We start from the raw sequence: 15,240 nt of genomic DNA, 5'->3' as shown, positions 1-15,240 counted from the left end.
TTCTCAGTCACTCAGCACTCAATCAGTTGTAAGTGCCGGGGGTGATGTCGTCCGTCGAGAACGCGTCGAAGTCGACGTAGCCGAAGTCACCGTCAGCGTACGCGCCGTCGGATGCGAAGATCCGGTTCGGGTAGCGCTCGCTCTTGGCTTCCTCGGTGGCCTCGACCGTGACGTCGCGGTACTTCGAGAGACCGGTTCCGGCGGGGATGAGCTTACCGATGATGACGTTCTCCTTGAGACCGACCAGCGGGTCACGCTTGCCCTGCATCGCAGCCTCGGTGAGCACGCGGGTCGTCTCCTGGAAGGAGGCGGCCGACAGCCACGACTCGGTCGCGAGCGACGCCTTCGTGATACCCATCAGCTCCGGACGGCCCGACGCGGGGCGCTTGCCCTCTGCCACTGTCTCGCGGTTGATCGACTGGTAGCGCTTGAGGTCGACCATCTCACCCGGCAGCAGGTTCGTGTCGGCGTGATCGACGACGGTGACCTTGCGGAGCATCTGACGGACGATGACCTCGATGTGCTTGTCGTGGATCGGCACACCCTGCGAGCGGTACACGCCCTGGACGCCGCCGACGAGGTAACGCTGCACCTCGCGAGCACCCATGACGCGCATGATCTCCTTGGGGTCGAGCGTGCCCACCAGGATCGGCTGACCGACCGTGACGTGCTGCCCGTCCTCGACGAGAAGCGTCGCACGCTTCAGCACCGGGTAGATGACCGGCTCGTCACCGCTGTCGGGCGTGAGGATGACCTTCTTGCCCTTGTCGGTCTCGTCGATCGTGATGCGGCCATCGGCCTCGGCGATCGGCGACGCGCCCTTGGGGGTACGCGCTTCGAAGAGCTCCTGCACACGGGGAAGACCCTGCGTGATGTCATCCGCCGATGCCGAACCACCCGTGTGGAAGGTACGCATCGTCAGCTGGGTACCGGGCTCACCGATCGACTGGGCCGCGATGATGCCGACGGCCTCTCCGATGTCGACCGTCTTGCCGGTCGCGAGCGAACGGCCGTAGCACTGCGCGCAGACACCGACAGCCGAGTCGCAGGTCAGGACCGAGCGCACCTTGATGCTCTCGACACCGAGTCCGACGAGCTTGTCGATCAGCACGTCACCCACGTCGTCACCGGCCGAGGCGAGAACCTCGCCCGACTCGTTCACGACGTCGGAGGCCAGCGTACGAGCGAACACCGAGTTCTCGACGTTCGCGTCGCGCACGAGCTCACCCTGCGAGTTCGGAGCGGCGATCGGGAGCTCGAGGCCCTTCGACGTGCCACAGTCCTCTTCGCGGATGATGACGTCCTGCGAGACGTCCACCAGACGACGGGTCAGGTAACCCGAGTCGGCGGTACGCAGAGCGGTGTCGGCCAGACCCTTACGGGTACCGTGCGTCGCGATGAAGTACTCCGCAACCGACAGACCCTCGCGGTACGAGGAGATGATCGGACGCGGGATGATCTCACCCTTGGGGTTGTTCACCAGACCACGCATACCGGCGATGTTCCGGATCTGCAGCCAGTTACCACGAGCACCCGACGACACCATGCGGTTGATGGTGTTGTCCTCGGGGAAGTTCGCCTTCATGGCGGCCTGAACCTCGTCGGTGGCCTCGGTCCAGATCTTGATGAGCTCCTGGCGACGCTCGGAGTCGGTCGTCAGACCCTTCTCGTACTGCGACTGGACCTTCGCGGCCTGCTTCTCGTAGCCGGCGACGATCTCCGCCTTGTTCGGCGGGGTGAGGATGTCGCTCAGGGCGACGGTCACACCGGAGCGCGTGGCCCAGTAGAAACCGGCGTCCTTGATGCGGTCCAGCGACGCAGCCGTCTCGACCTTGGGGTACTCCTCGGCCAGCTTGTTGACGATCTGCGACAGCTTGTTCTTGTCAGCCTGCTCGCGGACGAACGGGTAGCCCTTGGGCAGCGTGTCGTTGAAGATCGCCTGACCCAGCGAGGCGTCGACGAGACCGTGACGCTCGTAGCCCTCGGGAGCTTCGCCCTCGAGGAAGGTCAGACCGGGGATGCGGATGCGGATCTTCGCCTGCAGGTCGAGGGAACCCTCGTCCTTGGCCAGGATCGCCTCGCCCACAGAACCGAACGCACGTCCCTCGCCGGCTGCACCCTCCTTGACCGTGGTCAGGTGGTGGAGGCCGATGATCATGTCCTGCGAAGGCAGGGTGACCGGACGACCGTCAGACGGCTTCAGGATGTTGTTCGACGCGAGCATCAGCACACGTGCCTCGGCCTGAGCCTCGACCGACAGCGGCAGGTGGACAGCCATCTGGTCACCGTCGAAGTCGGCGTTGAACGCCGCGCAGACGAGCGGGTGCAGCTGGATGGCCTTGCCCTCGACGAGCTGAGGCTCGAACGCCTGGATGCCGAGGCGGTGCAGCGTGGGTGCACGGTTCAGCAGAACCGGACGCTCACGGATGATCTCCTCGAGCACGTCCCAGACCTCGGGACGGGTGCGCTCGACGGCGCGCTTGGCCGCCTTGATGTTCTGCGAGTGACCGAGGTCGATCAGGCGCTTGATGACGAACGGCTTGAAGAGCTCCAGAGCCATCTGCTTGGGCAGACCGCACTGGTGCAGCTTCAGCTGCGGCCCGACGATGATGACCGAACGGCCAGAGTAGTCGACACGCTTTCCGAGCAGGTTCTGGCGGAAACGACCCTGCTTACCCTTCAGCATGTCGCTGAGGGACTTCAGGGCACGGTTGCCGGTACCGGTGACGGGGCGACCACGGCGACCGTTGTCGAACAGTGCGTCGACGGCCTCCTGCAGCATGCGCTTCTCGTTGTTGACGATGATCTCGGGGGCACCGAGGTCGATCAGACGACGAAGACGGTTGTTGCGGTTGATCACGCGACGGTACAGGTCGTTCAGGTCACTGGTCGCGAAGCGGCCACCGTCGAGCTGGACCATCGGGCGCAGCTCCGGCGGGATCACCGGGACGACGTCGAGGACCATCGCGGCCGGGCTCATGCCGGTCTCGAGGAACGAGCTGACGACCTTGAGGCGCTTGATCGCACGGATCTTGCGCTGGCCCTTGCCCTCGGAGATCTGCAGACGCAGGTTCTCCGCCTCGGCGACGAGGTCGAAGGCCGCAAGGCGGCGCTGGATCGACTCGGCACCCATGTAGGCCTCGAAGTACTGTCCGAACCGGTCCTGCAGCTCGTGGAAGACGTCGTCCTCCGGGCGCAGGGCGCCGACCTCGAGGGTGCGGAAGTCCTCCCACACGCGCTCCAGCTTCAGGATCGCCTCGTCGGCACCCTTGCGGATGAGCGACATCTCCTTCTCGGCGGCGTCCTTGACCTTCTTCTTGGCGTCGGCCTTGGCACCCTCCGCCTCGAGAGCGGCGAGCTCCTCCTCCAGCTTGGCCAGGCGCTCCGCGATCTTGGAATCGCGGCGGTCGCCGAGCGTCTTCAGCTCGAGACGGATGTTGTTCTCCTGCGTGCCCAGGTCGCGGTGACGAGCTTCCTCGTCGACCGAGATGACCATGTAGGCGGCGAAGTAGATGACCTTCTCGAGGTCCTTCGGCGCCATGTCGAGCAGGTAGCCCAGACGCGAGGGCACGCCCTTGAAGTACCAGATGTGGGTGACGGGAGCGGCGAGCTCGATGTGACCCATGCGCTCACGACGGACGGAGCTCTTGGTGACCTCCACGCCGCAGCGCTCGCAGACGATGCCCTTGAAGCGGACACGCTTGTACTTGCCGCAGGCGCACTCCCAGTCGCGGGACGGGCCGAAGATCTGCTCTCCGAAGAGACCATCCTTCTCCGGCTTCAGGGTGCGGTAGTTGATGGTTTCGGGCTTCTTGACCTCGCCGTAGGACCACGCGCGGATGTGGTCTGCGGTCGCCAGGCCGATGCGAAGCTCATCGAAAGTTGTGGACTCGAGCACTAGTTCTCCTGTGTCGGAAATTCTTTTTGAGAAGTCTGCTGGGGTGTGCCCGGGAGTTGGATCCCGGGCACACCTGCGGATTAGATCTCGTCGATCGAGGCGGCCTCGAAGCGGCTGGAGATGTTGATACCGAGCTCTTCTGCGGCGCGGAACGCCTCATCGTCGGTGTCGCGGAGGTTCACCAGTGTGCCGTCGGCCGAGAGGACCTCGACGTTCAGGCAGAGCGACTGCATCTCCTTCATGAGCACCTTGAAGGACTCGGGGATGCCGGGCTCCTGGATGTTCTCACCCTTGACGATCGCCTCGTACACCTTGACGCGGCCGAGGATGTCGTCGGACTTGATCGTGAGGAGCTCCTGGAGCGCGTATGCGGCGCCGTAGGCCTCGAGGGCCCACACCTCCATCTCACCGAAGCGCTGTCCACCGAACTGCGCCTTACCACCGAGCGGCTGCTGGGTGATCATCGAGTACGGACCCGTGGAACGCGCGTGGATCTTGTCGTCGACCAGGTGGTGCAGCTTCAGGATGTACATGTAGCCCACCGAGATCGGCGCCGGGAACGGCTCGCCGGAGCGGCCGTCGAACATCTGGGCCTTTCCGGTGGAGTCGATCAGACGCACACCGTCGCGGGTCGGGATGGTCGCGTCGAGAAGACCTGCGATCTCCTCCTCGCTCGCACCGTCGAACACCGGGGTGGCGACCTTCGTGCCGGGAGCTGCCTCGAAGGCCTGCTCCGGCAGACGGGATGCCCACTCCGGGGTGCCCTCGACCTTCCAGCCCTGCTTCGCGATCCACCCGAGGTGGGTCTCGAGGACCTGACCGAAGTTCATTCGACCGGGGATACCGAGCGGGTTGAGCACAATGTCGACCGGGGTGCCGTCCGCCATGAACGGCATGTCCTCGATCGGGAGGATCTTCGCGATGACACCCTTGTTGCCGTGACGGCCGGCGAGCTTGTCACCCTCGGTGATCTTGCGCTTCTGGGCGATGTAGACCACGACGCGGCGGTTGACGCCAGAGCCGAGCTCGTCGTCGCCGTCCTCGGCGTTGAACTCCTTGACCGCGATGATCGTGCCCTGCTCGCCGTGAGGCACCTTCAGGGACGTGTCGCGGACCTCGCGGCTCTTCTCGTTGAAGATCGCGCGGAGCAGACGCTCCTCGGCCGACAGCTCGGTCTCACCCTTCGGCGTGACCTTGCCGACGAGGATGTCGCCGGGGCGGACCTCGGCACCGATGCGGATGATGCCGCGCTCGTCGAGGTCCTTCAGCAGCTCCGGGCTGACGTTGGGGAGGTCACGGGTGATCTCCTCCTTGCCGAGCTTGGTGTCGCGAGCATCGACCTCGTACTCCTCGATGTGGATCGAGGAGAGGGTGTCATCCTTCACCAGGTCCTGGCTCAGGATGATCGCGTCCTCGAAGTTGTAGCCCTCCCACGTCATGAAGGCGACGAGGAGGTTCTTTCCGAGGGCCAGCTCACCGTTCTCGGTGGCGGGGCCATCGGCGATGACCTCTCCGACCTCGACGCGCTCACCGGCGTTGACGACGACCTTCTGGTTGTACGACGTGCCCTGGTTCGAGCGGTCGAACTTGCGGAGGTGGTACTCCTGCGTTCCGCCCTCGTCGAGCATGACGACGACGCGGTCTGCGGAGACCTCGGAGACGACACCGGCCTTCTCGGCGGTGATGACGTCACCGGCGTCGATGGCCGTGTAGCCCTCCATACCGGTTCCGACGAGCGGCGAGTCGCTGCGCAGCAGCGGCACAGCCTGACGCTGCATGTTGGCACCCATGAGGGCGCGCTGTGCGTCGTCGTGCTCGAGGAAGGGCACGAGCGAGGTCGCGACCGACACCATCTGGCGCGGCGAGACGTCGATGTAGCCGATGTCCTCCGGGAGGAACATGTCGACCTCACCGCTACCGCCCTTGGGACGGGCCAGGACGTGGCTCTCGATGAAGCGACCCTTGGCATCGAGCGGGGCGTTGGCCTGCGCGATGTTGAAGTCGACCTCTTCGGAAGCGGTCAGGTAGTCGATCTGGTCGGTGACGACGCCACCCTCGACCTTGCGGTACGGGGTCTCGATGAAACCGAACGAGTTGATGCGCGCGAAGGTCGCGAGAGCACCGATCAGACCGATGTTCGGGCCTTCAGGAGTCTCGATCGGGCACATGCGGCCGTAGTGCGAGGGGTGGACGTCACGGACCTCGACGCCGGCGCGGTCACGCGAGAGACCACCGGGGCCGAGCGCGGACAGACGACGCTTGTTCGTCAGACCCGCGAGCGGGTTGTTCTGGTCCATGAACTGCGACAGCTGCGACGTTCCGAAGAACTCCTTGATCGCGGCGACGACGGGGCGCACGTTGATCAGGGTCTGCGGGGTGATCGCCTCGATGTCCTGCGTGGTCATGCGCTCGCGGACGACGCGCTCCATGCGGGACAGACCGGTGCGGACCTGGTTCTGGATCAGCTCGCCGACCGCGCGGATGCGACGGTTGCCGAAGTTGTCGATGTCGTCGGTCGCGAGACGGATCTCGGCCTTCTTGCCACCGCGGATGCCCGTGAAGGTCTCCTCGGTACCGGCGTGCAGACGCACGAGGTACTTGATCGTGGCCACGATGTCCTCGACGGTCAGCACCGAAGAGTTCAGCGGCTGGTCCAGGCCCAGCTTGTGGTTGATCTTGTAGCGACCGACCTTGGCCAGGTCGTAGCGCTTCGGGTTGAAGTAGAAGTTGTCCAGCAGCGCGCGCGCGGCCTCGGCAGCGACCTGCTCGCCCGGACGGAGCTTGCGGTAGATGTCGCGGAGCGCATCTTCCTTGGTGACGATCGTGTCCTTCGCGAGCGTCTCCTCGATCGAGGTGTAGCCGGCGAACTCGGCGAGGATCTCCTCGCTGGTCATGCCCAGCGCCTTGAGGAAGACCGTGACCGACTGCTTGCGCTTGCGGTCGACGCGCACGCCCACCTGGTCGCGCTTGTCGATCTCGAACTCGAGCCATGCTCCACGGCTCGGGATGACGCGAGCCGACACGATGTCCTTGTCACTCGTCTTGTCGGGGGTCTTGTCGAAGTAGACACCCGGCGAGCGCACGAGCTGCGACACGACGACTCGCTCAGAGCCGTTGATGATGAACGTGCCCTTGTCGGTCTGCAGCGGGAAGTCGCCCATGAAGACCGTCTGGGTCTTGATCTCACCCGTGAGGTGGTTCATGAACTCGGCCTCGACGTACAGCGGAGCGGCGTAGGTCTTGCCACGCTCCTTGCACTCCTCGATCGAGTACTTCTCCGGCTCGAGGTAGGGGTTCGTGAACGACAGCTGCATCGTCTCGCCGAGGTCCTCGATAGGAGAGATCTCCTCGAAGATCTCGCCCAGACCGCTGTTCTCGTTGACGTCGGTGCGACCCTGCTTCTTGGCCTCGGCCACGCGCGCCTTCCAGGCGTCGTTGCCGACCAGCCAACCGAAGGATTCGGTCTGCAGGGCGAGAAGGTCAGGGACCGTCAGCGTGTCGGAGATCTTGGCGAACGAAAGACGGGATGCTCCGCGTCCGTTCTTGGTGGTGGTGGATGTGGATGCGTTGCGAGCAGCAGCCAAGGGAATAACCTCCGTGAGCCCCGCAGGGCTTCTCGATTCCTTTGTCGTCAGGTGGAGTGTGCGCCCGGGAACTCAACAGATGCCGACCACCATATGAGGGCAGGGAGAAGCGAGCGCAACTACCTACTATACGCACGATTATGCGACATGGCAAGCGCAGTCCTTGACCAATCTCGGAAGCTGCGGTATGAGTGCCCCTGCGGGGACGCCGAGACCCACCTTCTGTGTCGAGACCCACCCCCGCAGACGACTGCGGAGATGGGTCTCGACGAGCGGGGTGGGTCTCGGCGGACGACCGTCGTCAGGAGGCGATGCCCAGCTCGTTGCCGGGAATCGACGCCAGCAGACGCCGGGTGTACGGGTCGCGGGGGTTCGTGAAGATCTCCTCCGAGGTGGCGGCCTCGACGAGCTTGCCGTCCTTCATCACGCACACGTAGTCGCTGATCAGTCGCACCACCGCGAGGTCGTGCGAGATGAACAGATAGCTCAACCCGTACTCGCTCTGCAGGTCGCCGAGCAGCTTCAGGATCTGGTCCTGCACGAGCACATCGAGCGCCGACACCGGTTCGTCGCAGACGATCAGATCGGGCGAGAGGGCGAGGGCACGGGCGATCGCGACGCGCTGCCGCTGCCCACCGGACAGCTCGGACGGGTACCGACGCAGCATCGACTGCGGCAGAGCCACGTCATCCAGCAGCTGACGCACGCGCCTGCGTCGGTCGGCGCCGCTTCCCCTCTTGTAGAACTCCAACGGTTCGGCGATCAGGCGCTCGATCGTGAACATCGGGTTCAGGCTCGAGTACGGATCCTGGAAGATCGGCTGCACCTGCTGCCGGAACTCCTTCGTCTCCGCCCGAGTCAGCGACGCGATGTCCTTGCCCTCGTAGCGGATCAGCCCGCTGGTCGGCTCGATCACCTTGAGCAGCATCCGTGCCGTCGTGGTCTTGCCCGAGCCGGACTCGCCCACGATCGCCACGGTCTCGCCGCGCGGGATCACCAGCGACACGTCGTCGACGGCCACGAAGTCCTCCCCGCGTCCGCGCACCGGATACACCTTGGTGAGGTTCTCGATCTCGACGATGTTGTCGGCGGGAGCCGTCTCGGCAACGGTGCTCGCCTCCGCTCCCCTCTCCTGCACGCGGAACGCCTCCGGCTGCAGGCGGGCCGCGGCGACCGAGGGGGCCGCCTTCACGAGCGACTGCGTGTACGGATGCTGCGGGTCCTCCAGGATCTGCCGGGCATCGCCCTGCTCGACCACCTTGCCGCGATGCATAACGATCACCCGCTCCGCACGCTCTGCCGCGAGCCCCAGGTCGTGTGTGATGAGCAGCACGGCCGTTCCCAGCTCGCGAGTCATGTGCCCGATCTGGTCGAGGATCGTCTGCTGCACCGTGACGTCGAGGGCGCTCGTGGGCTCGTCGGCGATCAGCAGTCGGGGCTTGCACGCCAGCCCGATCGCGATGAGCGCGCGCTGACGCATGCCGCCGGAGAACTCGTGCGGATACTGCTTCGCACGTCGTGCCGGGTCGGGAAGGCCCGCAGCGGTCAGAGCCTCGACCACCTTGGTCTGCACGTTCTGCCGTGTGGCGAGGCCGTGCGCGAGCAGCGTCTCCGCCACCTGGGTGCCGATCTTCGCGACCGGGTTCAGGTTGGACATCGGGTCCTGCGGCACGAGACCGATGTCACGACCGCGGATCGCGCGCATCTCATGCTCCGACGCACGCGAGATCTCCTTCCCGTCGAGGCGGATGCTGCCGGAGGCGATCTTGCCGCCCCCGGCGAGCAGCCCGATGATCGCCATCGCGGTGGTGGACTTGCCCGACCCGGACTCCCCCACGATCGCGACGGTCTCGCCGGGGCGGATCTCGAGGTCCACGCCCTCCACGGCGTGCACGACACCGTCCATGGTGGCGAAGTCCACGGCCAGCCCCTGGACCGACAACAGCGGTTCGGTCGACATCTGCTTCTCCTTCGCGGCGCTCACGGCGCCGTCTTCCCGCGCGTTCATCGTGCCCTCGTCCGGGGATCCATCGCCTCGCGCAGCGCCTCACCCAGCAGGGTGAAGCCGAGCGCGGTGACCGCGATGCAGATACCGGGAAGGAAGGCGAGCCACGGCGCGATGGCCAGCTCGGACTGCGCGTAGGTGAGCATGCGGCCCCACTCCGCCGTCTCCGGGCGTCCGCCGCCGAGACCGAGGAACGACAGGGCCGCCGCATCGATGACGGCGGTGGCCAGCGTCAGGGTCCCCTGCACGATCACCGGACCGATGGCGTTGGGCAGCACGTGCGACATGGTGATCTTGCCGCGACCGAGACCGAGGGTCTGCGCGGAGAGCACGTAGTCGCTCGAACGCTGCTGCAGCATCGACGCGCGCAGCAGGCGAGCGAAGATCGGCACCTGCGAGGCCCCGATCGCGATCATGATCGCGAACGGGGTCTGACCGAGGATCGCGGCGATCGACACCGCGAGCAGAAGGTTCGGCACCGACAGGATGATGTCGACGATGCGCATGATGAGGGTGTCCACCCATCCGCCGAACGTGCCGGCGAGCAGGCCGAGGATCATGCCCCCGACCAGACCCATCGCGGTGGAGATGACGCCGATCATGAGCGACGCCTGCGCGCCCCAGATGAGCTTGGACAGCACGTCGCCGCCGAAGCGGTCCAGGCCCAGAGGGAACTGCGGCAGCTCTCCCGGACCCGGGATGTAGGTGGGCGTGATGTACTTCGCACCCGGCAGCGCCGTCTCCGGATAGGGAGCGAGCAGGGGCGCGAGGGCTGCGATGAGCAGGAACGCCACGACGATGGCCGCGCCGATCCACGCTGTCGGATTGCGACGGAGGCGACGGAACACGTCCCTCCAGAATCCGCCGGAACCGTTCTTCAGATCGGCCTGGGCGATCGCGACGGTGTCGATGCTGCCGCCGCTCTCTGCCGAAGGGCCCTGGGCGGGTGGGAGCGCGATGCTCATGCGACCGCATCCTTTCGCACGGTGGGGAGTGACATCACTGCACCCTCACTCTCGGATCGATGAAGCTGTAGGAGACGTCCACCGCCAGGTTGATCAACGCGTATGCGATCGCGATGAAGATGATGAACCCTTGGAGGACGGGGAAGTCCCTGGTGAAGATGGCTCTCGCCAGGAACGAGCCGATGCCAGGGAAGGCGAACACCGTCTCGGTGAGCACCGCCCCCGAGATCAGCAGCCCCGTCTGCAGGCCGATCGTGGTGATCACCGGGAGCATGGCGTTTCGCAGGATGAAGCGGTTGCGCAGCGTCGGCGACCCGACGCCCTTCGCCCGACCCGTGCGCACGTAGTCCGCGTTCTGCACCTCCAGGACACTCGCCCTGGTGATGCGGACGATGATCGCGAGTGGGATGGTGCCCAGCGCGAGCGCCGGCAGGATCAGATGCAGGATCGCATCCCATGCGGCATCGAACTCTCCGGTGATGATGCCGTCCCACACATAGAACCCGGTGGGATGGGTGGCATCTATTCGTGGATTCTGGCGTCCGTCCGAAGGCAGCCATCCCAGCTGCACCGCGAAGACGTACTTCAGGATGAACGCGAGGAAGAACACCGGGATGGTGATGCCGATCAGGCTCAGCACGACCGAGGCATGGTCGGTGAACTTGCCGTGACGGCGAGCCGCCCAGTACCCGAGCGGGATGCCGATGCCGACGGCGAAGATGAGCGCCATGACGCTCAGCTCCAGCGTCGCGGGGAACCGGCGGAGGAACTCCTCCGTCACCGGCCTGTTGGTCTGGATCGAGGTGCCGAAGTCTCCCTGGAGAAGGCGTCCGATCCAGATGAAGTACTGCTCGATGAGGGGCTTGTCGAAGCCGTAGAGCTCGTTGACTCTCGCGACAGCCTCTGGCGTGGCCTTCTCGCCGAGCAGGGCGACCGCGGGGCCGCCGGGGAGGGCCCTGACCCAGGCGAACAGCAGGATGCTGAGCCCGAACAGGGTGGGGATGAGGAACAGCAGTCGCCTGCCGATGGTGCGCAGCACGAAGATCTCCGTCGATCAGAAGGTACGCCGTTCCCCCGGTCCCGCCGAATACGCGGGACCGGGGGTCGACATATCAAGTGGTCAGGCCTACTTGGTGAGGACGATGTCCGTGAAGACCTCGTCGTTCACCGGGCTGGCGGGGTAGCTCTTCACGCGCGGGTCGAACGCCAGGGTCGGCGCCGGGTGCGCGAGCGGGACTCCAGGGATGAACTGGGCGACCATCTCGTTGATCTCCTCGTACAGCGCCGTCTGCTCCTCGAGGTTGGAGACGCCGCGCGCCTCGTTCAGCTTCTGGAACAGCTCGGGGTTGTCGAAGCCCCACTCGGAGCTCTGCTGGCCGAAGAAGACGCCGACGAAGTTGTCGGTGTCGTTGTAGTCGCCGGTCCAGCCGAGCAGGTGGATGCCGTGATCCGCGGTGCCGGTGGTGCGGTCGAGGTATTCGACCCACTCCTCCGAGACCGGGGTGGTCTCGACGCCGACCTCGGACAGCTGGGACGAGAGCACCGTGAAGATCTGCTCGGGGTCCGGCATGTAGGGACGCGAGACGTTGACCGGGTAGTTGAAGGTGAGCTTCAACGGGTTCGCCTCGGTGTACCCGGCCTCGGCCAGCAGCGCCTTGGCCTTCTCCGGGTCGTAGTCGTAGGTCGTGACATCGGGGTTGTAGCCGTTGACGACCTCGGGCACGAACTCGATCGCCTTCTGGGTGCCCTCAGGGAGCACCTGGCTGATCAGCGCGTCCTTATCGACCGCGTAGGACAGAGCCTCACGGACCTTCGGGTCCTGCAGCTCCGGGACCGCCTGGTTGAAGGCGAGGTAGAGGATCGTGAACGGCGGGCGCGAGACCATCGTGAAGCCGTCGTCTTCGAGGGCCTTGGTGTCGGCCGGTCCGACGAGGTCGTACCCGTCGATCGAGCCGGACTCGAGCGCCTGACGGCGAGCGGTCGGGTCGTCGATCGTGCGGAAGATGATCTCGTCGATCTGTCCGGCGTCGCCCCAGTAGCCGTCGTAGGCCTTGAGCGTGACCTGCTCGCCCGGTGCCCACTCGTCGAACGCGTAGGGACCGGTACCGACCGGGTGACCCATCGCGTACTCGGACAGCTGCGGGGACTCCGCCGAGCCGCTGACCTCGTCCGCACCGAACTCCTGCATCGCCGAAGGGCTCTGCATCGAGAAGGACGGGAGCGAGAGGGAGGCGACGAAGCCGGCGAACGGCTTGTTGAGGTCGATCGTGACCGAGTAGTCGCCGTCAGGGGTGCAGGACTTGTACACGGCGTCGGCCGGGTTGGAGGCGTACCCCTTGAAGAGCTTGTTGTAGTAGTAGCCGAACGCCTCGGACGCGGCGAGGCCGGTCCAGTTGAACCAGCGGTCGAAGTTCACGCAGACGGCTTCGGCGTTGAACGGCGTTCCGTCCTGGAACGTGACGTCCTCCTTCAGCGCGAAGGTGTGGGACATGCCGTCCTCCGACGACTCCCACGACTCGGCGAGCAGCGGCGCAGGGTCCGCGGTGCCGGGTTCGGTGCCGACGAGGCCTTCGAAGATCTGACGCGAGACGCGGAAGCTCTCGCCGTCCTGAGCGAAGGCGGGGTCGAGGCTCGCCGGGTCGGAGGAGGCGGCGAAGACGAATGTCCCGTCGACGTCGCCCGAGCCTTCGGACCCTTCATCGCCACGCTCGCTGGCGACGCAGCCCGCGAGGGCGAGCGCCGCGATCGTGGCTCCGGTTACGGCGATGAGTCCTCGCCGACGCTTGACTGATTGGTGCATTGTGTGACCTTCCCTGTCGGGCGCTTCATTGCGCGTCCCGAGGCTTCTTCGCCTCGGGGACGGTGATGACTCGACGGTACCCAGCAGATCCTCAGATGCCAAACGCATCCAGGTTGCAATCCGATATCGGCGCGACAGACATCGATCCGGTAGTGTCCAGATCGTGCCCGACACCACCCCGCTCGCCGTCTGCTTCGGCGAGGGCATGGTCGCCCTCGTCGCCGCCACCGCCGGTCCTCTCGAGGGATGCCGGACCTTCCACCGCTCCCTGGCAGGGGCCGAGTGGAACACCGCGATCGCCCTGGCATCGGCGGGCATCCGCACCTCGGTCCTCTCCCGGGTGGGAGACGACGGCTTCGGACGCTTCCTCACCGCCGAGCTGCGCGACCACGGCGTCGACGACTCCGCGGTCGAGGTCGACGGAGATGCGCCCACCGGCCTGTATGTGAAGGAGCTCTCGGCTCGAGACGACGGCGCGGTCGACGGAACCATGCACTACTACCGCGCCGGCTCGGCCGCTGCGGCGATCTCGCCGCAGACCTTGACCACGCCCGTGGCATCCGCTCTTCTCGCCGAAGCGGCGCTCGTGCACACCTCGGGGATCACCCCCGCGCTGTCTGCCTCGGCGCTCGCTGCGCAGGAGGCCCTGTTCACGCAACGGCACCCCGACCGGCTGCTCAGCTTCGACCTGAACTGGCGACCCGCGCTCTGGCGAGGCCGCGAAGAGGAGGGTCGGACGATCGTCTCCGATTTCGCTGGTCGCGCGGACATCGTGTTCTGCACCCGCACCGATGCGGAGGTCGTGTTCGGAACGAGCGACCCGCGCCGGCTGCGCTCGCTGTTCCCCCGGCCGCGGTACCTGCTCGTGACCGACCCGAATGGTGCGGTCGCCTTCGACGGCACGGAGACCGCCGACAGCGACGCCCTCGACGCCCCCGTGGTGGAGACGATCGGAGCAGGAGACGCCTTCGCGGCCGGCTTCCTCGCCGGCATCCTCACCGGCCTGTCGCTCACGGGAAGCCTCGCGCGCGGGCACCGCATCGCGACGCGCGCGCTGGTCAGCACCCGCGACCACGTCGACTGACGCCCCGGACGGACGGAGAATCCGGAAGGTCAGGTGCGGCGGCGCGCGGGGACCGCGTCGTGGGTCCGTTGCAGCGAGACCGCGACCGGCTCGCCGCGGTGCTGCACGACGCGCACGAACAGCACGTCGACGAGGGCGAGCTGAGCGATGCGGCTCGACATCGCGGCCATCCGGAACGGGGATTCGTGCGCGTGTGTGAGCAGCACGACATCCGCCGCCAGCGCCAACGGCGAATCGGGGGCGCTGGTGACCGCCACTGCGAGGGCGCCGGCATCGCGGGCGACCTCGAGCGCGCGCAGAGTCTCGGCCGTCTCGCCGCCGTGGGAGAACGCGATCGCCACATCGTCCGCAGTGCGCAGCGAGGCCGTGGTGACCGCGAGGTGCGGGTCCGACGAGTGCGAGACCGAGCAGCCGATGCGCGACAGCTTCAGCAGCAGATCCTGAGCCGTCAGTGATGACGCCGCCTGTCCGAAGAGATCGATGTGACGGGCGTCGACCACCGCACGCGCGACCCTGTCGAGGGCGACCGCATCGAGGGCGAGCGCCGTCTTCTCGATCGCGTCGATCTCCTGCGCGGCGAGCTTGGCGGCGATCGCCGTCGGACCGTCGTCGGGGTCGATCGCCGTGGTGTCGAGACCGAACCGGGCCTGCTGCGCCTGTTCCAGCGTGACCGCACGTGCCACAGCCACCCGCAGCTCGCGGTATCCGCTGTACCCGAGTGACTGGGCATAGCGGGCGACCGTCGAGAGCGAGGTGTGGCAGAGCTGGGCGAGATCGTTGATGGCCAGATCGACGACGAGTGTCGGGTCTCCCAGGATCGTCTCCGCGACGCGCGCCTCGGCAGCGCTCACCTTGGGGAGCGAGCGTCGCACCCGAGCGAGAACGTCATCGTCCATGAGGGATC

The 15,240-nt window shown here is 66.2% G+C and carries 8 protein-coding genes; 1 reads left to right on the top strand and 7 read right to left on the bottom strand.

What is annotated here, in order from left to right; translation table 11 throughout:
- Positions 1-22 precede the first annotated feature (22 nt).
- The 6 genes from rpoC to ACP699_RS15465 all read right to left on the bottom strand — a co-directional run bounded on the left by rpoC (position 23) and on the right by ACP699_RS15465 (position 13,252).
- Entirely contained in the window at positions 23-3,898 is a 3,876-nt protein-coding gene (rpoC, locus tag ACP699_RS15490) for a DNA-directed RNA polymerase subunit beta' (RefSeq protein ID WP_055870118.1), read from the bottom strand.
- A gap of 80 nt (positions 3,899-3,978) precedes the next feature.
- On the bottom strand, positions 3,979-7,482 hold the full coding sequence (locus tag ACP699_RS15485) for a DNA-directed RNA polymerase subunit beta (protein ID WP_055870115.1): 3,504 nt from the start codon (positions 7,480-7,482) through the stop codon (positions 3,979-3,981).
- Between the two features lie 301 nt (positions 7,483-7,783).
- Positions 7,784-9,490: an ABC transporter ATP-binding protein gene (locus ACP699_RS15480; RefSeq protein ID WP_426172159.1), complete on the bottom strand. Its 1,707-nt coding sequence runs from the start codon at positions 9,488-9,490 to the stop codon at positions 7,784-7,786.
- Positions 9,487-10,452 (bottom strand): ABC transporter permease, encoded by a 966-nt coding sequence (locus ACP699_RS15475; protein ID WP_055870106.1) that lies wholly within the window; start codon positions 10,450-10,452, stop codon positions 9,487-9,489. Before ACP699_RS15475 ends, ACP699_RS15480 begins: the two co-directional genes overlap by 4 nt.
- 34 nt (positions 10,453-10,486) lie before the next feature.
- Positions 10,487-11,491 carry an ABC transporter permease gene (locus tag ACP699_RS15470; RefSeq protein WP_017828176.1) on the bottom strand — a complete coding sequence of 335 codons (1,005 nt, stop codon included), beginning with the start codon at positions 11,489-11,491 and terminating at the stop codon, positions 10,487-10,489.
- A gap of 87 nt (positions 11,492-11,578) precedes the next feature.
- Positions 11,579-13,252: an ABC transporter substrate-binding protein gene (locus ACP699_RS15465; protein WP_055870104.1), complete on the bottom strand. Its 1,674-nt coding sequence runs from the start codon at positions 13,250-13,252 to the stop codon at positions 11,579-11,581.
- 163 nt (positions 13,253-13,415) lie between these two features.
- Here ACP699_RS15465 and ACP699_RS15460 point away from each other — a divergent pair, with 163 nt between their 5' ends.
- Positions 13,416-14,336: a sugar kinase gene (locus ACP699_RS15460; protein WP_426172155.1), complete on the top strand. Its 921-nt coding sequence runs from the start codon at positions 13,416-13,418 to the stop codon at positions 14,334-14,336.
- 29 nt (positions 14,337-14,365) lie between these two features.
- Here the strand turns inward: ACP699_RS15460 and ACP699_RS15455 are convergent, their stop codons facing one another.
- Positions 14,366-15,232, bottom strand: coding sequence for a MurR/RpiR family transcriptional regulator (locus ACP699_RS15455; RefSeq protein ID WP_055870098.1), 867 nt, complete (start codon positions 15,230-15,232; stop codon positions 14,366-14,368).
- Positions 15,233-15,240 lie beyond the last annotated feature (8 nt).

The sequence above is a fragment of the Microbacterium sp. DWRC1-3 genome (genome assembly GCF_049896645.1).
Lineage (GTDB): Bacteria > Actinomycetota > Actinomycetes > Actinomycetales > Microbacteriaceae > Microbacterium > Microbacterium maritypicum.
This window is presented reverse-complemented; position numbering and strand designations above follow the sequence as displayed.